General features: G+C 46.7%; 19 protein-coding genes and 1 riboswitch. Of the genes, 7 read left to right on the top strand and 12 right to left on the bottom strand.

The features are described 5' to 3' along the window. Positions 1-166: 166 nt before the first annotated feature. Entirely contained in the window at positions 167-559 is a 393-nt protein-coding gene (locus BLR32_RS21905; RefSeq protein ID WP_089834984.1) for a single-stranded DNA-binding protein, read from the bottom strand. 200 nt (positions 560-759) lie between these two features. Then, a riboswitch (TPP riboswitch) is annotated at positions 760-852 on the top strand. Positions 853-920: 68 nt separating this feature from the next. Here BLR32_RS21905 and BLR32_RS21900 point away from each other — a divergent pair. Together BLR32_RS21900 and BLR32_RS21895 are read left to right on the top strand one after the other, a co-directional pair. Then, positions 921-3,296 (top strand): TonB-dependent receptor, encoded by a 2,376-nt coding sequence (locus tag BLR32_RS21900; protein ID WP_089834983.1) that lies wholly within the window; start codon positions 921-923, stop codon positions 3,294-3,296. A gap of 308 nt (positions 3,297-3,604) precedes the next feature. Further along, positions 3,605-5,161 carry a DUF6770 family protein gene (locus BLR32_RS21895; RefSeq protein ID WP_089834982.1) on the top strand — a complete coding sequence of 519 codons (1,557 nt, stop codon included), beginning with the start codon at positions 3,605-3,607 and terminating at the stop codon, positions 5,159-5,161. Between the two features lie 77 nt (positions 5,162-5,238). On the opposite strand, the gene argH is transcribed toward BLR32_RS21895, so the two are convergent. From argH to BLR32_RS21845, 9 genes are all read right to left on the bottom strand, one after another. Continuing rightward, on the bottom strand, positions 5,239-6,570 hold the full coding sequence (gene argH, locus BLR32_RS21890; RefSeq protein ID WP_089834981.1) for an argininosuccinate lyase: 1,332 nt from the start codon (positions 6,568-6,570) through the stop codon (positions 5,239-5,241). A 2-nt stretch (positions 6,571-6,572) separates the two neighbouring features. Beyond that, positions 6,573-7,637 (bottom strand): M20 family metallo-hydrolase, encoded by a 1,065-nt coding sequence (locus BLR32_RS21885; protein ID WP_089834980.1) that lies wholly within the window; start codon positions 7,635-7,637, stop codon positions 6,573-6,575. 4 nt (positions 7,638-7,641) lie between these two features. Next, positions 7,642-8,430, bottom strand: a complete 789-nt coding sequence (argB, locus tag BLR32_RS21880; protein WP_089834979.1) for an acetylglutamate kinase — start codon at positions 8,428-8,430, stop codon at positions 7,642-7,644. A gap of 5 nt (positions 8,431-8,435) precedes the next feature. Further along, positions 8,436-9,386, bottom strand: coding sequence for an N-acetylornithine carbamoyltransferase (locus BLR32_RS21875; RefSeq protein ID WP_089834978.1), 951 nt, complete (start codon positions 9,384-9,386; stop codon positions 8,436-8,438). Positions 9,387-9,415: 29 nt separating this feature from the next. Next, positions 9,416-10,546: an aspartate aminotransferase family protein gene (locus BLR32_RS21870; protein ID WP_089834977.1), complete on the bottom strand. Its 1,131-nt coding sequence runs from the start codon at positions 10,544-10,546 to the stop codon at positions 9,416-9,418. A gap of 65 nt (positions 10,547-10,611) precedes the next feature. After that, on the bottom strand, positions 10,612-11,595 hold the full coding sequence (gene argC, locus BLR32_RS21865) for an N-acetyl-gamma-glutamyl-phosphate reductase (RefSeq protein ID WP_089834976.1): 984 nt from the start codon (positions 11,593-11,595) through the stop codon (positions 10,612-10,614). Positions 11,596-11,618: 23 nt separating this feature from the next. Continuing rightward, positions 11,619-12,818: an argininosuccinate synthase gene (locus BLR32_RS21860; protein WP_089834975.1), complete on the bottom strand. Its 1,200-nt coding sequence runs from the start codon at positions 12,816-12,818 to the stop codon at positions 11,619-11,621. A gap of 68 nt (positions 12,819-12,886) precedes the next feature. Then, positions 12,887-13,702, bottom strand: coding sequence for a GNAT family N-acetyltransferase (locus tag BLR32_RS21855; RefSeq protein WP_245705496.1), 816 nt, complete (start codon positions 13,700-13,702; stop codon positions 12,887-12,889). 462 nt (positions 13,703-14,164) lie between these two features. Next, positions 14,165-16,348 carry a discoidin domain-containing protein gene (locus tag BLR32_RS21845; protein ID WP_245705495.1) on the bottom strand — a complete coding sequence of 728 codons (2,184 nt, stop codon included), beginning with the start codon at positions 16,346-16,348 and terminating at the stop codon, positions 14,165-14,167. Between the two features lie 281 nt (positions 16,349-16,629). Between BLR32_RS21845 and BLR32_RS21840 the strand changes: the two genes are divergently transcribed. After that, positions 16,630-18,024, top strand: a complete 1,395-nt coding sequence (locus BLR32_RS21840) for a Gfo/Idh/MocA family protein (RefSeq protein WP_089834973.1) — start codon at positions 16,630-16,632, stop codon at positions 18,022-18,024. A gap of 54 nt (positions 18,025-18,078) precedes the next feature. On the opposite strand, the gene BLR32_RS21835 is transcribed toward BLR32_RS21840, so the two are convergent. Continuing rightward, entirely contained in the window at positions 18,079-19,407 is a 1,329-nt protein-coding gene (locus BLR32_RS21835) for a sugar MFS transporter (protein ID WP_089834972.1), read from the bottom strand. A gap of 328 nt (positions 19,408-19,735) precedes the next feature. Between BLR32_RS21835 and BLR32_RS21830 the strand changes: the two genes are divergently transcribed. From BLR32_RS21830 to BLR32_RS21815, 4 genes are read left to right on the top strand one after another with little or no spacing between them, the layout of a single operon-like run. Beyond that, entirely contained in the window at positions 19,736-21,406 is a 1,671-nt protein-coding gene (locus BLR32_RS21830; protein WP_089834971.1) for an MFS transporter, read from the top strand. Continuing rightward, a complete protein-coding gene (locus BLR32_RS21825) occupies positions 21,378-22,343 on the top strand; it encodes an ROK family protein (RefSeq protein ID WP_089834970.1) in 966 nt (321 codons plus the stop codon). The genes BLR32_RS21830 and BLR32_RS21825 overlap by 29 nt, the downstream gene beginning before the upstream one ends. A gap of 38 nt (positions 22,344-22,381) precedes the next feature. Continuing rightward, complete coding sequence (locus tag BLR32_RS21820) at positions 22,382-23,434, top strand: glycosylasparaginase (protein ID WP_089834969.1); 1,053 nt, start codon at positions 22,382-22,384, stop codon at positions 23,432-23,434. Between the two features lie 9 nt (positions 23,435-23,443). Then, positions 23,444-24,205 carry a copper homeostasis protein CutC gene (locus BLR32_RS21815; RefSeq protein ID WP_089834968.1) on the top strand — a complete coding sequence of 254 codons (762 nt, stop codon included), beginning with the start codon at positions 23,444-23,446 and terminating at the stop codon, positions 24,203-24,205. A gap of 80 nt (positions 24,206-24,285) precedes the next feature. Here the strand turns inward: BLR32_RS21815 and BLR32_RS21810 are convergent, their stop codons facing one another. Next, the gene (locus tag BLR32_RS21810) at positions 24,286-25,752 is read right to left on the bottom strand and encodes a RagB/SusD family nutrient uptake outer membrane protein (RefSeq protein ID WP_089834967.1); all 1,467 of its coding nucleotides are present in this window, start codon (positions 25,750-25,752) and stop codon (positions 24,286-24,288) included. Between the last annotated feature and the right edge of the window lie 7 nt (positions 25,753-25,759).

Here is a 25,759-nt window from a genome sequence, read left to right as displayed (position 1 = left end):
TACCGCTATAACAAATGTTGCTCTGCTGCCTGGTTAGCAAAAACATTTCAACGTGCTTCGGCGACCACGTCCGCAACTGCTACACAACTACTGACTGTTCGCAATAGGAACCTTTCAATCCTCTCAGGGGAACTTCCGCTCTACGATAAGCATCCTGCAACGCTCCCTAAAAAGGCAGGTCGTCTGCAACATCCGTATCATCGGCTGCTACTTCTTCCACATCCTGCTCCCTTCCACTGCTGCTACGCGGCCTGGAAAGTAACTTTAAAGTGGAGACCTGCAACCGGAGTGTAGCTACTTGCTCTCCCTGATTGTTCACATATACTTCTACAGAAGGCGTGCCATCTATGTATACATGTGTCCCCTTAGTGAGATAAGGCCCCACCTTTTCATGCTCCCAGTACGAGCAATCTACCCAGATGGTCTTTTCCTGCATTACGCCGTCCTTGTTTGTGTACCGCCTGGTATGAGCGACACGAAAGCTGAGTACGGTCTTGCCATTTACTTGCCGCTGAACTGCATCTTGTCCAAGATGCCCGATTAACTGTAGTCTGATCATTACAGATTCAATTTGGTTAACGATAAAAAAAGTTCAGGGAGGATTCAATTTGAGAGAGATGTATACGAGAAGTATAACATGTGGAAATTATACATTTTCTTTCATTGTGAAAAATATTTTCTCTTTTTAATCGTAGCAACTATAACTTTGTTCCGGAAACAGGAGTGCGTACTGGCGCAAATTAGCATTCAAAACTCCCTTGTTTCACCTCGGGGTGCCTTACTATCAGGCTGAGATCAGACCCGTTGAACCTGACCAGGTAATGCTGTTTAGGAAAGGTAAGCGAACAATCTCTTCCTTACCCACCACATTATTGTTGAAAGAAAGCTTCAGATTGTAAGCTATTAAACCGTCGTAGTCCATGAGACAAGTTTTATTTCTTTTGCTGCTATGCAGCTTAAGTACTGTACACGCGCAAACCGTGCTGACAGGAACAGTGACTGACAAGAACAATGGCAAACCGCTACAGGGCGTATCTGTCAGTATCCCTTCCTCCAATACCGGCGTTTATACCGACGCAAATGGTCAATACCGCTTTACCATCTCCTCAAAGGGGCAATACACCTTACAGGCTGCTTATCTCGGCTTTAAGACATTTACAACAAATATCAACGCCAACGGCAGCAGCATTCAGACAGATATCTCACTGGAAGAAACAGGCCTGTTCGTAAAGCCCGTTGAGATTACCAGTCTGCGTGCAGGTGAACACTCCCCTTTCACACAGTCAACCCTGAATGCCGAAGACATCAAAAGGCAGAACCTCGGACAAGACCTGCCGCTGCTACTCAACCAGCAACCAGGTGTGGTAACGAACTCCGATGCCGGTACAGGGATCGGATACACAGGCATCCGCGTGAGAGGTTCCGATATCACCCGTATCAATGTCACTGCAAATGGTATCCCTATCAATGATGCCGAATCACAGGGTACTTTCTTTGTGAACATGCCTGACTTTGCGTCTTCTGTCAGCAGTATTCAGCTGCAACGTGGTGTAGGTACTTCTACCAATGGAGCCGGCGCTTTCGGCGCTTCGCTGAACCTTAGCACCAACGATTTCAGAGATAAAGCCTATGGTGAGATCAGTAACAGTTACGGTTCCTTTAATTCCTGGAAACATACGGTGAAAGCAGGTTCCGGTTTGATCAATGATCACTTCACCATTGATGCCAGACTATCCAAAATATCTTCAGATGGTTATATAGATCGCGCCACTTCTGATCTGCGCTCCTTCTATACATCTGCTGCCTATATTTCCAAAAACACCGCCATCCGCCTCAATGTATTTTCCGGTAAGGAAAAGACTTACCAGGCATGGAATGGCGTACCGTTTGATTCGCTGAAAACACATCGTACATACAATTCCGCCGGACAACGTTCTGACGGTTCCTACTACGATAATGAAACTGATAACTATCAGCAGGACCATTACCAGCTGTTCCTGAACCAGTCTCTCAACTCCAGGCTCGATTTCAACGTTGCGGCACACTATACCCGCGGCAGGGGCTATTATGAGCAATACAGGGAAGCAGAAGCATTTGCCGACTACGGCATCACTGATCCTGTTATCAACGGCGCGCCTGTAACAAAAACAGATCTTATCAGACAACTCTGGCTGGACAACTATTTCTATGGTGGTATCTTCTCTGTGAACTATAAAGGCACTCACCTGAACTGGAGCCTGGGTGGGGGCTGGAATCGCTATGAGGGCAGCCACTATGGTAAGATCATCTGGGCCCAATATGCTATAGATAAGGATCACAAATATTACGATAACGACGCCTTCAAACGTGATTTCAACATCTACTGGAAGGGTGAATACAAACTCACAACAGCGCTTCGCCTGTTTGCCGATCTGCAATACCGTACAGTGAAATACAATATCGACGGTTTTGACGATAATCCTCACCTGATACAACACAATGACTATAACTTCTTCAATCCTAAAGCAGGTATTTCCTATACGCTGGATAGCCACCAGGAAGTATATGCCTCCTTTGCAGTGGGTAATAAAGAACCTAACCGCGACGACTTCGAAGCAGGTCTGAACAATACTCCTAAGCACGAAACACTGCGCGATATCGAAGCAGGATATTCTTACCGCAGCAGCAACCTGGTATTACAGGCCAATGCCTACTACATGAATTATAAAAACCAGCTGGTACAAACCGGCCAGTTAAATGATGTAGGCGCTTATACCCGCACCAATATTCCTAAAAGCTACCGTGCCGGCGTAGAGCTGCAGGCAAGTACAAGACTGGGGCATCTCTTCACCCTGTCTGCCAACGCAGCCCTGAGCCGTAACAAGGTAAAAGACTTCAGGAACTTTGTTGACAACTACAACACCGGCCTGCAGGATACAGCCACTTACAACAACAGCAATATTGCCTTCTCTCCTTCCTTCGTAGGCGGTTATACATTGACAGCCAAGCCAATCAGGAACCTGGAAATAAGCCTCCTGGGCAAATATGTAAGCAGGCAATACCTGGATAACACCAGCACGAAAGAACGCAGCCTGGATGGCTATTATACGAACGATCTCCGCATTAACTACATAATACCACAACCCCTGTTTAAAGAACTGGGTTTACAGTTTATGCTGAACAATATCTGGAATAAGAAGTACTCACCCAACGGATGGACTTACGCATATAGAGAGGATGGGGTCGAAAAATCGACGAACGGATATTATCCGATGGCAGGTACCAATTTCTTCGCTGGCGTCAATATAGCCTTCTAATTTAGCTTTAAATAGGAATGGGGCCGTCCGCTGATAACGGACGGCCTTTTTTTTTCGCAGTTTGTGACCTGTCTGAAAATGATTTCTGTCTATATAGTATTATTTTTCATTATATTGCTTGAAAATCACACCTATACCTTCGAGGGGACATTGCATGATACCTTATACCCGGTCGCATATGACCACAACTGTTCACATACCTGGCAGAGCAAAGACTTTCATTGCAAATCACCTTTCCGACCGGTGCAGGCACTGTACGTCACAAATTCAAACCTATACCTCTTAGTTGCACTTATCAAACATTCAAAATGAAAAAAAGACTCCTATTATTCCTATCCACGCTATTTATTGTACTTAATACCCACGCCCAGTCAAGGGTATTCAAACAGGTAGGCAGTGGCATTTCCACCTCTCTGCACAGTATTTTGCAGGATGGAAGCCTTGTAGGCTATCTGACATTTACAGAACTGGAAAAAGCCAGCAAGGACTCTTTTAACTACGAGATCACTATCATGGACGAAAACCTGAACGATATCGGAAAGGTAAAGTTCCGTCAGCAGAAGCTAAACCTGCGCAGCGTAGCCTTCGAGCAGGATATCCTCTGTCTGACCTACATCAAAAGTGATATATTAGGTACGACTGCAAAACACAAAATCTCTTACAAAATAGCAGCAAAGAAAGGCTACGTATCTTTCTTCGCACAGTTCATCAACCTGCAGGGTGAGATTACGAAAACCTTCGAAAAGAAGGCTGACGTCGATCTGTATGTAGCACTCAAAGAATACGACGCAGGTATACGTCCGCTCAAACAGGACATCCAGCTGAAAAATATCAGCGGTGTGGGTTTTGCCGCCTTCTATGGTGACAAGACTAAAAAATCTTTGCTCACTTTTAATGCTGCCGGTGAAAAGATCAGTGAACGACAAGTGAAAGAAATCGCAGCCACTTATTATCTGCATACTGCCGGCGATGATATCTACCTGCTGACGCAAAAAGCAGAGGAATACGGCAGCGGTTATACCCTCTATGGATACAGTGGCACCGCCAACTCTCCTACACTGAAACTGCCACTAAGGGATAAAAAACAACGTACGCTGGATATTCTTGGCTTTGGGAATGACCCCGCTACCGGTAAACTATTTATCTCTGGCATTGTTGCCGGTAAATTCCAGGAGAACAGCGAGGGAAACGTATACGACATCTACAACGGAGCGTTCAAAGGCATTTTCAAAATGGATATAAACGGCGCCCATAAAGAAGATGTGAAAACCGTTTATTCCTGCTGGGCTGACAGCGCTGGTAATGATATCACCACCAAAGGTTACATCAACAGCGCTCAGGGTCACATCGTGCCGCGCCCTTCTTTCAGAGACTTTGAGGGCAACACTTATTTCCTGGGAAGCCGCCTTACTGCAAAGAAAAACAAGGGAGCTCTGATTGCCGGTATAGCAACAATGCCATTGCTGATCCCCTATTATGTTATGATGGCAACAGGTGCATTCGGCACCTATTCCTTCGATGATGTACTGTTGATGCAAATGGATAAGAATGGCAAGATCAGCTACGTTGACAGCATCGGCACCGAAATATATAAACGAAAGAATGTGGCGCCGGTATTTCAATTCGCTGATAACTGCAGTTTTTATTCCTTAACCAACCCGGACACCAAAACTTCCTTCCTGATTGTTAAAGGCGAAAAAGATATTATTATCTACAATGTCCATGAGAAAAAGATCGCGCGGAAAATAGTCAAGAACAATAATGAGGTAAAAACAAACATCTATCCTGCAAAGGATGGCCACATCATTGTTTCCGAATATGACGAAAAAGAGAAATCCACCAGATTATCTATCGAAGCTATTTAGTAAATACATATAAAAGCAGCAGCCTGAAAGTATGATACTTTCAGGCTGCTGCTTTTATATCGGATATCATCTTTTACTTAACTTAACAACTTCTCCACCGCTGCTGCCACTTTCCCGAAAGGAAATCCTTTGATCACTTCTTCCATCATCCTGTTCACTTCTTCATTACCCGGATTACCGATACTTCCTTCATGTGTATGTTGCACGGTTTGCTCGGGTGCAAAATTACCTTTCTCGATATCCAATCCTACCTGCTTATATGCTTCACGGAAAGGCACCCCTTCCAGTACAAGCTTGTTCACCACTTCAACGCTGAACAGGTAGCGGTATTTCTCATCATCGAGTATGTTCTCTTTAATGCGGATATTCTCCAGCATTAATCCAGCCATCCGCAGGCAATCTTTCAGCACGCCAAATGCAGGGAACAGGTTCTCCTTCAGCAGCTGCAGGTCACGGTGATAACCACTTGGCAGGTTTGTGATCATCATGGTGATCTCATTCGGTAATGCCTGCAGTTTGTTGCCATGTGAGCGGATCAGTTCCCATACATCAGGATTCTTCTTGTGAGGCATGATGCTGGAGCCCGTGGTCAGTTCATCAGGGAAACTGATAAAACCAAAGTTCTGGTTCATGAACAGACAAGCGTCCATGGCCATCTTCGCCACCGTAGAAGCAATGCCTGCCAGTGCAAAGGCAACGATCTTTTCTGTTTTTCCACGCCCCATCTGTGCATACACCACATTATAGTTCAGGTCATCAAAACCCAGTAACTGTGTGGTCATAGTACGATTCAGGGGGAAAGAAGAACCATATCCGGCAGCAGAACCCAATGGGTTTTTATTCACTACTTTATAAGCGCCCTGTAACACAGTCAGGTCATCTACCAGACTTTCCGCATAAGCGCCAAACCATAATCCGAAAGAAGATGGCATCGCTATCTGCAGGTGGGTGTAACCAGGTATGAGATGATCTTTGTATTGAATACTTTTCTGTTGCAGCAGATCGAATAAGATCTTTACCTCTCCTACCAATACTTCCAGCTCATGACGGAGGAACAGCTTCAGGTCTACCAGCACCTGGTCGTTACGGGAACGGCCGCTGTGGATCTTCTTGCCTACTTCTCCCAGTCTGCGGGTTAGTATTAATTCTACCTGTGAATGGATGTCTTCCACCCCATCTTCCAGTGTAAAATTGCCCTCCTGTATCTCTTTGTATATCTGTTTTAATTCCTTTTGCAGGATGGTCAGTTCATCTGCTGTCAACAGCCCGATGCTCTCCAGCATGGCCGTATGTGCCAGTGATCCCAGCACATCGAAGGGCGCCAGATAAGCGTCCATTTCACGGTCTTTACCGACGGTGAACTTGTCCACTTCTGCCAGCGCAGCTTTATCCTTTTGCCAGATTTTCATATCTACAAGATTTCTTCCAGTAATTTAATGTAACTATCAATACCCTGACGGATCTCATCCAGGTAAATGTATTCATCCGCAGTATGCGAACGGGCAGAATCGCCAGGTCCCATCTTGATGGAAGTTGCCGGTATCAGCGCCTGATCTGATGTGGTGGGCGAGCCATAAGTCGTCTTGCCATGACGTAAGCCACCCTGTACAAAAGGATGGTCTATCGGAATACCTGAAGGACGCATACGCAGGGAACGTGGCTTCACTTCACATTTCACATTTGCACGGATGATGTCCAGCACTTCTTCCAGCGTATACTGTTCTGTTACGCGCACATCCACCACAAAGGTACAATCTGCCGGTACCACGTTATGTGCTTTGTTGGAGGTGTTGATCACTGTTACGCTCATCTTCACGGGGCCTAATGTATCAGACACTTTAGGAAAGCGGTAAGTCCTGAACCACTCTATATCCGGCAACGCCTTGTACAGCGCATTCTCTCCCTCATCACGTGCCGCATGTCCTGCTTTGCCATACACGGTACAATCCAGTACCATCAGGCCTTTTTCAGCAGTGGCCAGTTGTGTTTGCGTAGGCTCTCCTACGATGGCAAAATCAATCGCCGGTAATTGTGAAAGGATGCTTTCAATACCATTTACACCACTGATCTCTTCTTCTGCCGTGGCAGTAAGAATGATGTTGTAAGCCATATCGCTACGATCATAGAAATGCAGAAAGGTAGCGATAAGACTGACCAGGCAACCGCCTGCGTCATTACTGCCAAGGCCGAACAATTTGCCATCTTCGACGTCGGGAGAAAAAGGGTCGCGTGTGTATTGCGGATTAGGTTTTACCGTATCGTGGTGAGAATTAAAAACAATGACGGGCTTTGCAGGGTCAAAATGTTTATTTTTTGCCCAGATATTATTCAGGTGTTGCTGATAAGGAATATTCCGCTCTCTCAGAAAATCAGCGATCAATTGGGCAGTCCCCTGTTCCTCCCTGCTCAGGGAAGGGATGGAGATCAGCCCTTTTAACAAAGTTACTGCATCATCATACAGCTGTTGGTTCCACATAGGTTTAGCGTATTAAAGTACCCGCTACTGTATCTGTGGTGTTGCTCTGTACGTCATCAGCATGACCAATCAGTACTTCCGCCACACCACTTTCTATAGCTGCGAAAGCATTTTCCAGTTTAGGCAGGATACCGTCTGTCAGCACGTTATCAGCCTTCAGTTCCTCATAGATCATACGGTCTATCAGGGTAATAACAGAATTATCATCATCAGGGCTATGCAGCACACCTTTCTTCTCGAAACAATAGATCAGTCTTACGTTGTAAAACTTCGACAAAGCTATTGCCAGTGATGAAGCGATAGTATCAGCATTGGTGTTCAGCATCTGTCCATTACCATCATGTGTAAGCGGCGCAAATACCGGTACCAGCTCAGCTTCCAGCAATGCCTTCAGGGAAGCTCCCTGTACATCTGCCGTGTTGATATCTCCTACAAATCCATAATCGATCTCTTTCACCGGACGTTTAACAGCCGGAATGATATTGGCATCAGCGCCTGTCATACCGATCGCATTACAGCCATTGGCCTGTAATTTAGCCACCAGCTGCTTATTCACTAATCCACCGTATACCATTGTCACTACGTCAATCGTCTCCGCATCAGTGATACGGCGGCCGTTGACATATTTTGACTCAATACCCAGCTTGTCTCCAATGCGGGTGGCAATTTTGCCACCCCCATGGATCAGTATTTTCTTTCCCTTGATTGCTGCAAAATTCCTGAGGAATTCTTCCAGCAACTTCGGATTATCGATGACGTTACCGCCGACTTTTATTACAAAGAGATCGATCATACAAATTAACCTTTTAAGATCTGGCTTAATACCGCCTGTGCCGCCCATACACGGTTTGCGGCTTCAGGGATCACGATGGAATTAGGTCCGTCCAGCACTTCATCAGCAATTACCACATTCCTTCTTACCGGTAAACAGTGCATCACTTTCGCCTGGTTGGTTCCCTTCAGTTTGTCGTTGGTCACCATCCAGTTGCTGTCTGTACAGGTAATCTTGCCATAATCTTTATAAGAAGACCAGTTCTTTACATACACAAAATCTGCACCTTCCAGGGCTTTGTCCTGGTTGTATTCAATCTGCGCACTACCGGTGAATTTCGGATCCAGTTCATACCCTTCCGGATGTGTGATCACGAAATCTGCTTCACCCCAGGCATTAACCCATTGTGCGAAGGAGTTGGGAACAGCCTGTGGCAGCGGTTTTACATGCGGCGCCCAGGTCATTACCACTTTCGGTCTGCGTGGCTGTTGCCATTGCTCCTTAATGGTGATCACGTCTGTTAAACTCTGCAAAGGATGCAGGGTCGCGCTTTCCAGGCTCAATACAGGTACCCCTGCGTATTTGATAAACTGATTGATATATTTCTCCTTATAATCAGACTCTTTATCTTTCAGTCCCGGAAAAGTACGGATCGCCATGATGTCGAAGTACTGCCCCATTACAGCAGCAGCTTCTTTCACGTGCTCCGAAGTATTTCCGTTCATTATAGCGCCATCATTCATTTCCAGCTGCCAGCCTTCCTTATCGATGTTAAATACCACTACTTCCATTCCGAGATTCTTTGCCGCCACCTGCGTACTCAATCGTGTTCGCAGACTGGGGTTCAGAAATATCATTCCCAGCGTCTTGTTCTGTCCTAATGCCCTGTCTTTGAAAGGCTGTTTTTTGTACTCCAGTGCTATCTCCACTAACCGCGGGACACTTGGCACATCATCTACGGAAATAAATTGTTTCATTTTATGTATGGCTCTGTAATGATGACTATTTAGTTTTTCTCTACTTCCTGTTTGAATGCAGTCAGGAACTGATCTGCGTGTTCCATGGTCAGTGCCAGGGAAGGCAGCAGTCTTATTACGTTCGGTTTTGCTTCACCTGTAAAGATCCTGTGTTTGAACAACAGTTCCTTCCTCACATGAGCCAATGAATCCGGAAGCTCAATACCGATCATCAATCCTCTTCCTCTTACTTCTTTTACCTGCGGGAATGCTTTCAGTTGTTCAATCAGGTAACCGCCTACTTTCGCAGCATTGGCGATCAGGTTGTCCCTTTCTATCACTTCCAGTACTGCCAGTGCAGCTGCACAAGCCAGGTGATTACCACCGAAGGTGGTACCCAGCAAACCATAGGAAGGTTTGATATGCGGAGCAATGATGATACCACCGATAGGGAAACCATTACCCATTCCTTTTGCCATCGTGTAAATGTCTGCATTCACACCGGCAAAATCGTGAGAGTAGAATTTACCGCTTCTGCCATAACCACACTGCACGCTATCAGCAATAAACACGGCATTGTGTGCATCACAAAGACTTCTGATCTTTTTCAGGAATGACTCACTTGCTACCTGGATACCGCCTACGCCCTGAATACCTTCGATGATAACAGAAGATACTTCATATTGTTTAAAGGCTGCTTCCAGGGCTGCCTCATCCTGCCAGGGCAGGAATACCACGTTGTCTGTTTCATTCACCGGTGCTACAATCTTCGGATTGTCGGTAGCTGCAACAGCCAGTGAAGTTCTTCCGTGGAAGGACTTTTTAAATGCGATGATCTTCTTCTTGCCGTTGTGGAAAGACGCCAGTTTCAGCGCATTCTCATTGGCCTCAGCGCCTGAGTTACAGAGGAACAGCTGGTAATCTTCCTTACCGGAAATCTTACCCAGTTTCTCTGCCAGCTGCTGCTGCAATGGTATTTTGATGGAGTTGGAGTAGAATCCTACTTTCTGTAACTGATCTGTTAAGCGTTGTACGTAGTGAGGATGTGTATGACCAATAGAAATTACCGCATGACCGCCATACAGGTCAAGATATTTATTGCCCTGCGCATCCCATACATTGGAACCCGCAGCTTTCTCTATAGTGATATCATTAATGGGATATACGTCAAATAATTGCATCGTAGCTCAGATTGTTCCCGCTTGATACGGGAGATTGTTAAAATTGGCACCAGCTTGGGCATAGTTTAAAACACAATAGACTTCAGCCTTAATCCCGCAGTTTCATCCAGTCCGAACAGGAGGTTCATGTTCTGTACCGCTTGTCCTGACGCACCTTTCAGCAGATTGTCCTCTATAGAGTGGATCACCAGTTTGTTCCCTACCTTTTCCAGCTGGATCAGGCATTTGTTGGTGTTCACGATCTGCTTCAGGTCTATCTGTTTATCACTTACATGTGTAAACGGATGTCCTGCGTAGTAGGCTTTATACAGCTGCTGCGCTTCTTCAAGCGACAAATCGCTCTGCAGGTAAGAGGTTACCCAGATACCTCTTGGAAAATCCCCACGCACCGGTACGAAGTTCACGTCTCCGGCAAAGGAGGGCTGCAACAGCTGTAAGCTTCGTCGGATTTCTTTTAAATGCTGATGGGTCAGTACTTTGTAAGTGGAGATGTTGTTGGCCCTCCATGTGAAATGTGAGGTAGCCTGTAAACTCTGTCCTGCACCGGTGGATCCTGTGATACCGGTGGTATGTACTTCCTGCAGCAAACCCGCTTTGGCCAATGGCAACAATCCTAACTGGATACCAGTTGCAAAACAACCCGGGTTGGCAATATTATTGGCAGTAACGATCTTTTCCCGCTGCATTTCAGGCAGTCCGTATACGAACTCCCTTCCCTTCACTGTCTCCCCCAGCCTGAAGTCCTGGCTGAGATCAATCACTTTTACAGCTGGAGCAAGCTCCGTTTCTTCCAGGAATTTCTTTGCTTCTCCATGTCCGAGACACAGGAACAATACATCTATATCGCTGCTGACTTCACCCGTGAAAGTGAGCTCAGTTTCCCCCAGCAGGTCGGCATGTACTGCGTACAGGGGATTGCCGGCATTACTCCGGCTATTTACATAAGAGATCTCTACGTTGGGATGATTCAATAAAAGACGGATCATTTCACCGCCGCCATATCCTGCTCCACCAATAATCCCTGCCTTTATTTTCTTGTCGTTTGCCATTTTCTTGTGTTTTGCGCCTCCGGCTATTTGTCCTTGACACTTTCTGCAATCTGATGCCAGATCATTGTCTGGTTACCGAATATTTTGCTGAAACCTCTCACATCTTCGCCAGTCCAGCCACTGTTCATTTCACCGTATTTACCAAACTTGCTGCTCATCAGGTCATATTCAGATTTGATACCTGTTACCTGGAAGCGGTAAGGCTGCAGGGTAACATATACTTCACCTGTTACATGCTCCTGGCTGTGCTGCAGGAAGGCTTCTATGTCGCGCATTACAGGGTCCATTACCTGTCCTTCGTGCAACCAGTTACCGTAGAACTGTGACAACTGGTCTTTCCAGCTCAGCTGCCATTTGGTCAATACATGTTTTTCCAGTGCATGGTGTGCTTTGATGATGATCACAGGTGCAGCGGCTTCAAAACCAACACGGCCTTTGATACCGATAATCGTATCTCCTACGTGGATATCGCGGCCGATAGCATACGGACCAGCCAGTTCCTGCAGGTGCTGGATAGCTTCTGACGGATGACCGAAGGTCTTACCGTTCACGCCGGTCAATTCACCTTTCACAAACTGCAGAGATACTTTTTCAGTACCCTGTTTTGACAACTGGGTAGGCCATGCTTCTTCAGGCAGGAACCCGTCTGATGTCAGTGTTTCCTTACCACCTACGGAAGTACCCCAGATGCCTTTATTAATAGAATAAGCTGCTTTCTCGAAGTTCATCTGTACGCCCTTACCTTTCAGGTAGGCAATCTCCTCTTCACGGCTCAGTTTCATATCACGGATCGGTGTGATGATCTCAACACCGGGGATCATGATATGGAAGATCATATCGAAACGCACCTGGTCGTTACCAGCACCGGTACTACCGTGCGCTACTGCATCAGCGCCCAGTTCCTTCACATGCTGGGCAATTACCAGCGCCTGTGTAACACGCTCCGCACTTACGCTCAACGGATAGGTGTTATTCTTCAACACATTACCAAATACCAGGTATTTGATAGCACTATCATAATAAGAACGTACTGCATCTACCGTTTTATGACTCTTCACTCCCAGGCTATATGCACGCTTTTCAATCTCCTGCAGCTCTTCCGTTGAAAAGCCACCGGTATTGATGATAACTGAATGCACTTCATACCCTTTTTCTTCTGTCAGGTATTTTACGCAATAGGAAGTATCAAGGCCTCCGCTAAATCCAAGTACGACTTTTTTCATTTATGATAAGATTGTGCTCCTTCTCCACACTACTGTATGGGCGATGCGTTATAATAAAAAATGATCTCTTAAAATAAGTTGAACAGGAAGAATCTCTTCTTGTTGGCTGGTGCACTGCCTCCACTGACACCTTCCTTCCCACCTTTCAGCAGCACGTGTCTTTTGAAGCGCAGCCATCTTTCGAACAGTTTGAAATTCTCTTTGAACTTCCTGGCTTTCTTGTGCTTCATCTCACCGTTGGCTGCCACCAGTACCTGCGGATGAGGCTGTGCATCTGTCTCTGTTCTGATACTCAGGATCGCCTTTTTCATCTCTTCCTTCTTCTCAGCCTCCTCTTTTGCTTTCTCAACAGGATCGTACAGCATAGCGGTACAGAGACAGTTCTTACGGTTCTTGCTCGTCAACACGTCAAAGTTCACACAACTGCGGCATCCTTTCCAGAACTCCTCATCGTCTGTCAGCTCTGAATAAGTTACCGGTTCGTAACCCAGCTCCGAGTTGATCTTCATTACAGCAAGCCCTGTAGTCAGACCAAATATTTTAGCGTCAGGATATTTCTGCCTTGACAGTTCGAACACACGGTGCTTGATAGCCTTGGCCACACCATGTCCCCTGAAGGCGGGATTCACGATAAGCCCCGAGTTGGCCACAAATTTTTCATGTCCCCAGGCTTCTATATAGCAAAAACCTACCCATTCGCCTTTATCTGTGAGTGCTATAACGGCTTTACCTTCCTCCATCTTAAGTTGAACATACTCGGGAGAACGTTTGGCAATACCTGTACCACGTGCTTTGGCGGAAGCTTCCATCTCGTCAGTGATGGTTTTGCCATAATGCTTATCGTCAGCGGTAGCAACCCTGACAATGATATTTGGATTTTCCAATTTTGTCAATTGAAAACGTAAATCAATAAAATTAATAATCTGGAATCCATTGCTGGATGAAAAACACCTTTGTTATGTGACTGAGAGAAAAATCACGGTGTTGCGATAGCGTGCATTATGTAAGCGGACGCTATCAAATACGAGGTCGTCGGGAAAGATATCTAAAGACATTGAACCCAATAGAGTACTCTCCTTCCATCAGAGAAGGATGATATGCAGAAAGGTTATGGGCCGCAAAGTTTTCCAACTTCAGTTCAGCATTAAATTGTTAAAAACTGTCTTTAATAAAATCAAACGCAAAGTTATACTATTATTTTTTTTCGCGGTCAAAAAAATTAAAGACGGTAAGTTAAATTATCAGATAGGTAGTTGCAAATTACGGGCCAACATAGATTTTTAAAATTCATATAACAAAAACTCCCCGTCAGTTTGACGGGGAGCTGCTGAAAATCAATAATTTACTTATTTGGTAATTACGCCTAGTTCTGCCACAGTGGCCCACTGCTCCTTTTCATTGGCAGGAGCAACTGCCACCAGCTTAATAAAATGTCCCTTCACCGGCTTAGTAAATCTGACTGTTTGTGTCACAGGATTGTTTGCTATGTTGGCAAAATTTCCTTGTGCCACTGGCGTTCCCCAGTTCTGACCATCTTCACTTACATAGAAAGCATAACTATAGATGGTGCCCGCCTTCTCCGTCAGGTGTCGCGGTGTATAGGTAAAGCCCTTCAGCGTCAGCTCTTCTCCCAGGTCTACCTGGATGTCATGAGGATACTTCGCTACCTCCGGCTGGGTCGCTGAAGCCCAGAAAGATTCCGGATTACCGTCTATCGCTTTTTCCGGGTTGGCGCCTTTCGTCTGACTGTCAGTAGAGATTACCTTCCATTTCGCCGGGGCGATATCATAAACAGCTGTTACCGTTGCGCTGGCTTTCTTTCCTTTTTCGAGGAATGCTTTTGCCTTTACAACACCTCCGGCTGGCAGGGAAATAGCGTCGGTATATTTAGGAGAGCTGTACACCGGCTCCTTGCCATCTGTTGTATAACGCAGTTCAGGATCAGGAGAAGAGCAGGTAATGCTTACCTCGCCCTGTTTATTACGATGGATAACAGGCACCGCCATTAATCCCGGTGCTTTGTACAACTGAATCTCGCTGATCACCGGACAAGCCAGGGCGTCCTGTATATTGATACGCACCTGAGTGGTGGTTACATCAGGGAAAGACAGGATACGTTTATGACCAATAGTAGTAGCGGTTGCTATCTCCTTAAAGGCGCCGTTTTCCAGGACCTCTACTGAGAAAGCTTTCACACGCTGGCCCAGGGCAATATATTCCTGCATGACCAACCTGTTGAAGGAAGTCGGCTTGGCAAAGGTCAGGGTGATCGTACCTTTCAGCACGCCATCCGGTGTTGCCCAGTAAGTGCTGTTCCTGCCATCTGTCAGGTTAGCCACTTTCACCTTCGCATTGTTCTGGCGGGTTTCAGTAGCGGTCACTTTCGCTTTCAGCGCCAGGTTTGTTTTAAAGCTGGCATCCCGGAAGCGCTTAAATTCCATCAGGCGGATAGAGTCTGCTGAATAGATCAGCCCTCTCCTGTCTACCGGTACGTTCAGCAACATGTTGCCATTACGTCCTACGGAACCATAATAGATGTCCAGCAGCTGCTGAACACTCTTTACCTTATCGTTGGTAGAAGGGCTATAAAACCATCCCGGACGGATAGATACATCGCATTCTGCCGGTATCCATTTCTCACCATTTATATTTCCTTCATTCAGCACAGACTGGGCAGGCGCGCCTTTTCCAGGCGTAAAGCCTTTCACATTCAGCGTAGCCCAGTTGGTAGTGCCGGCAATACCATCTTCATTACCTACCCAACGGCAACCAGGACCTACGTCGCTGAAGATGACAGCATTGGGCTGATTCTTATATACCGTATTATGGAAAAGATCCCAGTCATATACAGGCTTTTTGCCATTCGGGCCTTCGCCATTGGCGCCATCAAACCACTGTTCGAATACCGGACCATAGCTGCTGAGCACCTCATTCAGGGTATTGGCGAATACCTGGTTGTATTCAGGCGTGCCATAGGCTGGATGGTTGCGGTCCCAGGGAGAGAGGTACACACCGAACTTCAGCCCATATTCCTTACAGGCGGCGGACAGTTCTTTCAGTACATCGCCTTTCCCGTTTTTCCACGCACTTTCCCTTACGGTATGGGTGCTGTACTTACTGGGCCAGAGGCAGAAGCCATCGTGGTGTTTGGCGGTGATAATGATCGCCTTCATTCCTGCCAGTTTCGCGGTACGCGCCCACTGACGGGCATCCAGCTGAGTAGGGTTGAACACTTTCGGGTCTTCATCCCCATGTCCCCATTCATTGTCAGTAAAGGTATTCGGACCCAGGTGGATGAACATGTAGTATTCCATGTCCTGCCAGTCTGCCTGGGCTTTGGAAGGCAGTGCGCCATAAGGGGCGATTTCCTGCGCATGAGCAGTGGCCAGGGTACTGCAAAGCCCCGCCATTAAAAGAAATTTTCTCATCTGATGTTTGTCTTTCGTGGAACCGGAATTGCTTCCGGCGCAATCAGTGATACGACCTGTTTTGTTTATTCCTGATACGATCCGGAGGATCATTGTATCCATCTAAAAATAATGTTTAATAAAGCGTCAAGCATACAAGAGGAGAAAATTGATGCAGGGAAAGCTAAAATACAGGAGAACCGGGGCAACTGATTGTTCCTTCCGTCGGAGGAAAATCAGCCGGGTAATGGCCGTACAGGCTACGAACAGCGTCGTTCCGGAGATACCGCAGAAACTATTTTATAAGAGCTATAGCAACTATACCACATTTTCTATACTTTTAGACATTAGCAACATACACCAGCAGTCTCGTTCTTTTAGCAAGGGCTAAAACCTTTACACGCATGAAAAAGCAGCACTTACACAGGAGAAACTTTCTCAAAAACACTGTGGCAGCAGGTGTAGGATTGACCCTCCTCAATACCCCTGCCCGCCTCTTTGCAAACACCAAAAAAGAAAAAGTAAGACTAGGATTGATCGGAGTAGGCGCCCGCGGACAAGGGCACCTGGAACTATGCCTTCACCGCGAGGATGTAGATGTTATTGCCATCTGCGATCCCGATACCAAATGGGCTATTCCTCAGTCGCGCCAGTTGATCGAAAAGGCCTATGGCGGGAAAAAGAAAGTAGCCGAATACAGCAACGGGCCCGAAGATTTTCACAACATGCTGAAACGCGATGATATCGATGCCGTGATCATTGCCACTCCCTGGGAATGGCATTCCATCCAGGCTATCGCTGCCATGAAAGCAGGTAAAACGCCGGCAGTAGAGGTATGCGGTGCATCCGACATCCAGGAGTGCTGGAACCTTGTGAATACCAGTGAAGACACCGGCATTCCGCTATTCGGTATGGAGAATGTATGCTACCGTCGCGACGTCATGGCTGTACTGAACATGGTACGGCAGGGCCTTTTCGGCGAACTGACACATCTCCAGGGTGGTTATCAGCATGACCTGCGTAAGGTGAAGTTCAACAACGGTAAGCAACTGTATGGCGGTGGCGTGGAATTTGGCGAGAATGCCATGTCTGAAGCCAAATGGCGCACCAATCACAGTGTACACCGTAATGGTGATTTGTACCCTACACATGGCCTGGGACCTGTTGCCAATATGATCAACATCAACCGGGGCAACCGACTGCTGTCACTCACTTCTGTGGCCACCAAATCCAGGGGCCTGCATAAGTACATTGTAGACAACGGAGGTGAAAACCATCCAAACGCCAAAGTAGAATTCAAACTGGGCGATATCGTCACAACACTGATCCGCACCAACAACGGCGAGACCATCATGCTTTCACATGATACGAACTCTCCCCGGCCCTATTCACTGAACTTCCGCGTACAGGGCACTAATGGCCTGTGGATGGACGATTTCGATTCCATCTATGTAGAAGGTAAGAGTCCTTATGACGAATGGGAAAAAGCAGGATCAGAAAAGGATGCCGGCAGTTACATGGGTAGGTATGATCACCCTTTATGGAAGCGTTATACCAGCAGCGCTGCCGGTGCAGGTCACGGCGGTATGGACTGGTTTGTGATCAATTCCTTTATAGAAAGTGTTAAACGGGGCGCACCTTATGCCCTGGATGTATACGATCTGGCTACCTGGTATGCGATCACGCCACTGAGCGAGCAGTCAGTAGCAGAAGGCGGGAATGTACAGTACATCCCTGATTTCACCCGCGGCAGATGGATGAATAGGAAACCGATCTTTGCACTGGACGACCAGTATTAAAAACAAAAGCCTTCCGCCATGGCGGAAGGCTTTTGTTCTATGATCAAGGTACAATTATTTCTTACCCAGTTTATGTCCTGCCAGCGCATAGTACAGGATGTACAGATAACAAGGCACCATACAGTACAGGAATGCATGCCTGAAGTCCATGGTATCTGAATACAGGAAGTGGAACAGGCTTTCTTTGTTATAAAGACCGCTATATATCTGTGGCAGTATACCACCACCAACGATACCCATCACCAGGAAGGCAGAACCAATCTTCGTAAAACTGCCCAGCTTATCGATCGCCAGCGGGAAGATGGCAGGCCACATCAGGGAGTTAGCCAGACCCAGTAAAGCGATGAAAGTAACTGCAGTATACCCTGTGGTCATGAAAGCGCATACGGTAAACACGATGCCCAGGATGGCAGAGATCCGTAAGCTTTTGTCCTGCGACAGGTATTTCGGAATAGTAATGATCCCAATAATATAACCCAGTAGCATTGCCAGCAGGGTGAATGTGGTAAAGTATTTGGTCTTATCCAGGCTCATACCCAGTGCGTTGCCATAGGTACCGATCACGTCTCCCGCCATTACTTCCACACCAACATACATGAAGATACACAGCACCCCCAGCAACAGGTAAGGATATTGGAAAACACTTGTTCTGCTACCTGCAATCGGTTTACCGGCGCCATCGGATGCATCGCTCTTGTCTGTTTCAATTTCAGGCAGGGAAGAACGACTGATAACCACGGCCAGCAGCACCAGTATAACAGCCATTACGATATAAGGACCGATCACACGGGAAGCCAGGCTATCCAGCAATGCTGCTTTTTCTACAGGATCAGTAGCGGCCACTATCTTGCTTTCCAGTTCGGTGGCATTTTTCAGCACGATGGATGCCAGGATCAGCGGGCTGACAGCGCCTGCTATCTTGTTACAGATACCCATGATACTGATACGTTTAGCCGCGCTCTCTATAGGACCTATGATGCTGACATACGGATTGGAAGCTGTCTGCAACAAGGAAAGCCCCGCCCCCTGCACAAACAGGCCGGTCAGGAACAAAGCGAAGCTGCGCGTGTTTGCTGCAGGAATGAAGATGAGCGAGCCGGCAGCCATTACCACCAGGCTAAGGGCCATCCCGTTCTTAAAGCCCGTCCTTTTAATGATAAAGGAAGAAGGTACAGAGAGGAAGAAGTAGGCCAGGTAGAACGCAAACGTCACCAGTAGTGCTTCTGAGATGTTGAGCTCACACGCAATACGCAGGAAAGGTATAAGCGTCCCGTTCACCCATGTTACAAACCCCATAATGAAATAAAGAACCCCCAGAATACTGAGTGCCTGGACATAGCCCGCCTGTTTAGGCGGCGCAAGCGTAGATGCGGTGTTAGCCATTACTTCCTGTTTAAGAATTTTAATGATTTTGATTGATGTTTGCGAACTTAGGCAACTATTTCCTTAATTCATAGTTATTTGCAACCAAATCTGCTTTTTTAATAGATTTATGTTAAATTCCCATCTTAATTTACTCAAAAAGTACGCTTTTTAAATCTCAATCCGGAATATTTATCAGTCTATGTCTATTTAAATAGAAATTTTATAACATATTAGCTAAAACGTTTTTGCCTCAGGAAAATAGGCACATTTATTTTTGAAATTTAGGAATTCTCGAAAAATAATTTATACATTTATCGCGCAAAAATTACAGTAATTTAACACGTTTATGGCTCAACAAACAAAGCAAAGTACACATCCATCTTTCTTTGTACTGATACTTGTATTTTTTTTCTGGGGATTTGTTGCTGCATCAAACAGCATCTTTATTCCCTTCTGTAAGGCCCACTTCCATCTGGGACAACTCGAATCACAATTGATCGATTTCTCGTTCTACGGCGCTTACTTTATCGGCTCGTTATTGCTGTACCTCTTTTCAGCATTGCGGGGCGTAGATATCTTAAACAAGATCGGCTACCAGAAAGGGATTATTTATGGCCTCCTTATTTCCGTAGTGGGCGCAGTAGCGTTGATCGCTGCAGTGAACATTGGTAATAAAATGGCGGATGCCACTATGGCCTTCTATCTTATTCTCGGTGCGTTCTTTATCGTTGCGTTGGGCTTTTCTTTGCAGCAGACTGCTGCCAATCCCTTTGCCATCTTACTGGGTGATCCGGCTAAAGGTACCCACCGCCTGAACCTGGCGGGAGGTGTAAACTCCTTTGGTACTACCATCGGACCACTCGTTGTAAGTATCCTGCTTTTTGGTTCTGCCAAAGACGCTTCTGCTTCTGCTGATACAGATATCAGCAAGATCAATGCGCTCTACATCCTGCTGATCGTATTGTTCCTCGTTGCCGCAGCTATCTTCTGGTTCTCCAAGATGCCTAAAGAAACTTCTGATGAACCATTTGAACAATCAGCCAAGGCTAGCCGTTCATTAAGCGGTATTACTGCTATGTTCATACTGATCCTTGTTGGTATTATACTGAATGCCATTAAAACTAACCTGGGCTTCTCAGCAACCGCTGAGGTGGGACTGCCGTTCTTCCTGGTAGGTATCATCGGTATCTTCGGTATCCTGTTCAATGCAAGGATGTCAGCTCAGAAAGACGGTAATGGCTGGGGTGCTATGAAATACCCGCAGCTGATCCTCGGTATGATCGCCATCTTCGTGTATGTAGGTGTGGAAGTAACCATCGCCAGCAACATGGGCGCCCTGCTGAAACATCCTGGTTTCTTCACATTGGAAGGCCTGAATGAATCACAGATCGATCCTTATGTATCCCTCTTCTGGGGCAGCATGATGGTGGGTCGCTGGACAGGCGCTATCACTGTATTCAATCTTTCTGACCGTTCCCGTAAAATACTTTCCATATTCGTTCCTTTCATCGCTTATGGTGTAGTACTTGGTGCTAACCATCTGAAAGGTACTGACGTGAGCGTGTTATATCCTTACGCCGGCGTACTGGTAGTACAGATTATCGGTTTCTTCGTGGGACAGGAAAAACCAGCTAAAACGCTGATGATATTCGCACTGTTCGGTATCCTCGCGATGGTGATCGGCTTATGCACGACCGGATCAACAGCTATCTTCGCCTTCATCAGCGGTGGTTTGTTCTGTTCCGTAATGTGGTCCTGCATCTTCGCACTGTCTATCGCAGGCCTGGGTAAATATACCAGCCAGGGCTCATCCTTCCTGATCCTGATGATCCTGGGTGGATCACTGATCCCTCCGGTACAGGGTGGTCTGGCAGACATTCCTTCCATAGGTATTCATTATTCTTACATTATACCGGTGATATGCTTTGCATACCTGGCTTTCTTCGCATTCAGAGTTAAAAACATATTAAAATCACAGGGAATAGATTATGAGTCAGCAATTAGCGGTGGGCATTGATATTGGCGGAACCAATACAAAGTTTGGCATAGTAGATCGCAGAGGTAATATTCTGTGTGATGGTCGTATGCTTACAAATCAACACGAAGACGTTCACGGCTTCCTGGATGAACTGCATGAAAACCTGTCCGTACTGATAGCACAGGTAGGTGGTATTGAGAATATCAGAGGTATCGGTGTTGGTGCACCAAACGGTAACTTTTATACTGGAAACATTGAATATGCTCCTAACCTTCGCTGGAAAGGTGTCATTCCGTTAGCAAAACTGCTGGCTGAGAAGTTCGGTGTTCCGGCTGTACTCACCAATGACGCTAACGCTGCTGCACTGGGTGAATTCCAGTATGGCGCGGCAAGAAGTATGAGAGACTTTATCGTTATTACCCTGGGTACAGGTGTAGGTAGCGGTATCGTTGCCAATGGTCAGCTGATATACGGTCACGACGGCTTTGCCGGTGAACTGGGACACTGCATCGTAATACCAGGCGGCAGATTTCACCCTGGTACCGGTGCACACGGTTCCCTGGAAGCATATGCTTCCGCTACCGGCGTAACCAATACAGCACTGGAATTCCTGGCTAACCGCCCGGATACCAAAAGCATCCTGCGCGATCATCCAAAAGATGAGATCAATTCCAAGGTTATATATGAAGCTGCCATGAAGGGCGACCCGCTGGCTGTGGAAGTGTACGAATTCACCGGTAAGATACTGGGTGAGGCATTAGCCAACTTCGTGATGTTCTCCAGCCCTGAAGCGATCATCCTCTTTGGTGGTCTGACAAAAGCAGGCGACATGATCATGAAACCTGTACGCGAGCATATGGAGAAAAACCTGCTGCCTATCTTCCAGAACAAGGTTAAGCTGGTATTCTCTGAGCTGAAAGAAAGTGATGCGGCGATATTAGGCGCCAGCGCGCTGGCCTGGGAAATGAAAGATTAAACTTTCGGCCGGAAAACCGGTTTCATAAATAAAGCATTATGCAAGATCGCAGACATTTTCTTAAAGCAGCGGCATTAGGTGCCGCTGCTTTATCTTTAGATGGCATTACATCTAAACCCGCACATGCAGCGCCTTTTGTGAAAGGAACAAAGGCAAAACCAATTGTAGTCTCCACCTGGGACTTTGGCCGTGCGGCCAATGAAGCAGCCTGGGATGTACTAAAGAACGGTGGCCGTGCCCTCGACGCCGTAGAAGCTGGTGTAAAAGTACCGGAAGCAGACCCTAACAACCATACCGTAGGATACAGCGGATTTCCCGACCGTGATGGCCGTGTAACCCTGGATGCCTGTATTATGGATGAACTGGGCAACTGTGGCTCGGTAGCGGCCCTGGAACACGTTGTTCACGCTATTTCCGTAGCACGCGCTGTGATGGAAAAAACACCACACGTGATGCTCGTAGGCGATGGCGCCCTGCAGTTCGCATTAGCCAACGGTTTTAAAAAAGAAAACCTGCTCACGCCGGAATCTGAGAAGGCATGGCGTGAATGGCTGAAAAAGTCCGAATACAAGCCTATTATGAACATAGAGAACACTTCCTATGGTCCAGAGAAGGAATCGGCTTTTAACCCGCTTAAACTGCCTGGAAACGTGTATAACCACGATACCATCGGTATGATCGCTATGGATGCCAACGGTAACCTCTCCGGCGCCTGCACTACCAGTGGCATGGCATTTAAACTGCATGGCCGCGTGGGCGACTCCCCTATCATCGGCGCAGGCCTCTATGTTGACAATGAAGTAGGCGCAGCCACTTCTACCGGCGTAGGCGAAGAAGTGATCCGTGTGGTGGGTAGCTTCCTGGTAGTAGAACTGATGCGCCAGGGCTATTCCCCTGAAGCAGCCTGTAAGGAAGCCGTAACACGTATCGTAAAGAAGAATAAAACAAGGGCTCAGGGCTTACAGGTAGGTTTCCTCGCCATCAATAAAAAAGGTGAGCATGGTGCATACTGCCTGCAGAAAGGATTTAACTATGCAGTGAAGTCTGAAAAGGACAATAACATCCTGATAGACGGCAAGCATTATTTCTGATTATAGAGAATGGACAATAAGATCACACTTGAAATCTGTGCGGCTTCCGTAGCATCCTGCATCGCTGCAGAAGAAGGAGGCGCACAGCGAATAGAACTATGCGATAACCTGCTGGAAGGCGGTACCACTCCCAGCTATGCTACCATTGCAGTAGCACGCGAAAAGGTAAAGATCGACCTCTACCCTATCATCCGCCCCCGTGGTGGTGATTTCCTATATGATGACCTGGAGTTTGCTGTTATGCAGAAAGATATCAAACTGTGCAAGTCACTGGGATGTGATGGCGTGGTGATCGGCCTGTTAACTGCAGATGGCAAAGTAGATGTACCCCGTACTAAAGAGCTGGTGAAACTGGCCTGGCCGATGGGTGTTACCTTCCACCGCGCGTTTGATATGACAGAAGATCCGCTGCAGGCACTGGAAGATATCATTGAAACCGGCTGTGAACGTATCCTGACTTCCGGCCAGCGAAATACTGCCACCGAAGGCATTCCTTTGCTGAAAACACTGGTGGAAAAAGCGGCAGGACGTATCGCCATAATGGTCGGTTCCGGTGTGCGTGCACATAACATTGCAGAACTGGTAAAAGAAACCGGCGCTGCCGAGTTTCATACCACTGCCAAAGCTTACGAGGAAAGCGGTATGCAGTATCGTAATCCTAATGTCAGCATGGGAGGCATTCCAGGTGTACCTGAATATGGTATCTCCAAAACACAGGTAAGCGAGGTAAAGAAGATCCTCGCACAGGCCAGAGAAGCGGCAGGTATCTAAACCAGCAAACAACTTACTCATAAAACAAAAGGGCGTCCGCTAAAGCGAGGCGCCCTTTTTCGGTTTAGATCTGCTGAATATTATATAGGGTTTTGCTGGATTGCCTTGTTTGCATTGATCTCATCCTGCGGAAACAGGAACTCCCAACGGATATCATCAACAGGTACTTCCATTACGCCGGCTGTCAGCGCAGTAGTATGATTAGCACCTGTTCTGTTCAAAGGAATGTGCAGGCGTTTCAGATCATAAAAACGGAAGCCTTCTCCCCACAGTTCTATACGACGCTGTGTCAGGATTTCCTGCAGCAGCGCATCACCGGTAGCAGTCGTCTTTACGTAATTAGGATCGCGGTTCACCGCCAGCGTATACAGTGCATCTGCAGCAGCCGCATCCTGGTGCAGATGCGCATTTGCTTCTGCTTCTATCAGGTACATCTCAGCAGCACGCATCAAAGGAACGTCGCCTATACTGGCAGCCGTAGCTACAAGGAATTTCTGCTGAATGTAAGGATATCTCGAACCGTTTGGAGGTACAGGAACACTTTTACCATCAACACTCCATACTTTTTTACGTACATCTGTATCAGTGATTTTACCATACAGCGAAGAATTGATCGCCTTAGGATTAGTCCTGATGTTGGTAGAGTTGTAGTTTGCAGACATGAAGGCGAAGAAAGAGTAAAAATAAGTGGTCTGCTCAGAGATCTGGTGACTGCCCCACATCCACTCATTATTGCTGAAATCATTGAAACCAGTCACATAATCCCCATTGCTCATCAGCTCCACACCTGCTCTTGCTTCTGCTGCATATTTCGCTGCATCTGCCCAGTTCTGCATCGTCAATGCAATACGTGCTTTAATGCCTTTTGCTACATTAATGCTGATATGCGATTTAGGTTTGGATGTAAATCCTTCCAGGTTCACAATAGCATCGTCTATATCTTTTACAATCTGTGTATATACCTGCGCCACAGTCGATCTTGGCAGACCTGCAGTTGTACTGGTCAGCACCAGAGGCACCCCGTTCTGTGAGTTGTCAGTTGTGGCATCATAACGTTTACCATACATCTGCACCAGGTTCCAGTAAGCCCAGGCACGATAAGCCAGCGCCTGTCCTTTGATCACTTTCCTGTCACCATCATCTCCCACTGCCTTGTCTATGTTGTCAATGATCATATTTGCGTTGGCAATGATCTTATAGTAAAACAGGTACGTGAATTTCAGGAATGTAGCCGAAGCGTTACGGTGTGTTATCCACTGATAGTTTGAGTTGAACCAGCCATTACCAGCTGCCGTCATTACCAGATCATCCCCCAGCATATCATTGTTGATCATGATACTACCCTGACCTCCCTGGTCCTGGGCATCGTACTGGATGTACAGCGAGCGGTGAATACCGTTGATGGCAGACCATGCGTTATCTACCGTCGTAAATACGGACTCTGAAGGATAGGCATCAGTCGGATTAGTATCTAAATAGTCCTTGGTGCAGGCACTGAAAACTAAAACAGGTATTGCTATGAGTGTATATAATAATTTCTTCGTCATCTTTTTT

The organism is Chitinophaga filiformis, assembly GCF_900102545.1.
In the GTDB taxonomy this organism is placed as follows: domain Bacteria; phylum Bacteroidota; class Bacteroidia; order Chitinophagales; family Chitinophagaceae; genus Chitinophaga; species Chitinophaga filiformis.
The sequence above is the reverse complement of the archived record's forward strand: the minus strand, read 5'-3'. Positions and strand labels throughout refer to the sequence as shown.

Bases quoted from the DNA above. Each gene is read 5' to 3' on its own strand.
- BLR32_RS21905 (WP_089834984.1), bottom strand. From the start codon at position 559: ATGATCAGACTACAGTTAATCGGGCATCTTGGACAAGATGCAGTTCAG.
- BLR32_RS21900 (WP_089834983.1), top strand. From the start codon at position 921: ATGAGACAAGTTTTATTTCTTTTGCTGCTATGCAGCTTAAGTACTGTA.
- BLR32_RS21895 (WP_089834982.1), top strand. From the start codon at position 3,605: ATGAAAAAAAGACTCCTATTATTCCTATCCACGCTATTTATTGTACTT.
- argH (WP_089834981.1), bottom strand. From the start codon at position 6,570: ATGAAAATCTGGCAAAAGGATAAAGCTGCGCTGGCAGAAGTGGACAAG.
- BLR32_RS21885 (WP_089834980.1), bottom strand. From the start codon at position 7,637: ATGTGGAACCAACAGCTGTATGATGATGCAGTAACTTTGTTAAAAGGG.
- argB (WP_089834979.1), bottom strand. From the start codon at position 8,430: ATGATCGATCTCTTTGTAATAAAAGTCGGCGGTAACGTCATCGATAAT.
- BLR32_RS21875 (WP_089834978.1), bottom strand. From the start codon at position 9,386: ATGAAACAATTTATTTCCGTAGATGATGTGCCAAGTGTCCCGCGGTTA.
- BLR32_RS21870 (WP_089834977.1), bottom strand. From the start codon at position 10,546: ATGCAATTATTTGACGTATATCCCATTAATGATATCACTATAGAGAAA.
- argC (WP_089834976.1), bottom strand. From the start codon at position 11,595: ATGGCAAACGACAAGAAAATAAAGGCAGGGATTATTGGTGGAGCAGGA.
- BLR32_RS21860 (WP_089834975.1), bottom strand. From the start codon at position 12,818: ATGAAAAAAGTCGTACTTGGATTTAGCGGAGGCCTTGATACTTCCTAT.
- BLR32_RS21845 (WP_245705495.1), bottom strand. From the start codon at position 16,348: ATGGATACAATGATCCTCCGGATCGTATCAGGAATAAACAAAACAGGT.
- BLR32_RS21840 (WP_089834973.1), top strand. From the start codon at position 16,630: ATGAAAAAGCAGCACTTACACAGGAGAAACTTTCTCAAAAACACTGTG.
- BLR32_RS21835 (WP_089834972.1), bottom strand. From the start codon at position 19,407: ATGGCTAACACCGCATCTACGCTTGCGCCGCCTAAACAGGCGGGCTAT.
- BLR32_RS21830 (WP_089834971.1), top strand. From the start codon at position 19,736: ATGGCTCAACAAACAAAGCAAAGTACACATCCATCTTTCTTTGTACTG.
- BLR32_RS21825 (WP_089834970.1), top strand. From the start codon at position 21,378: ATGAGTCAGCAATTAGCGGTGGGCATTGATATTGGCGGAACCAATACA.
- BLR32_RS21820 (WP_089834969.1), top strand. From the start codon at position 22,382: ATGCAAGATCGCAGACATTTTCTTAAAGCAGCGGCATTAGGTGCCGCT.
- BLR32_RS21815 (WP_089834968.1), top strand. From the start codon at position 23,444: ATGGACAATAAGATCACACTTGAAATCTGTGCGGCTTCCGTAGCATCC.
- BLR32_RS21810 (WP_089834967.1), bottom strand. From the start codon at position 25,752: ATGACGAAGAAATTATTATATACACTCATAGCAATACCTGTTTTAGTT.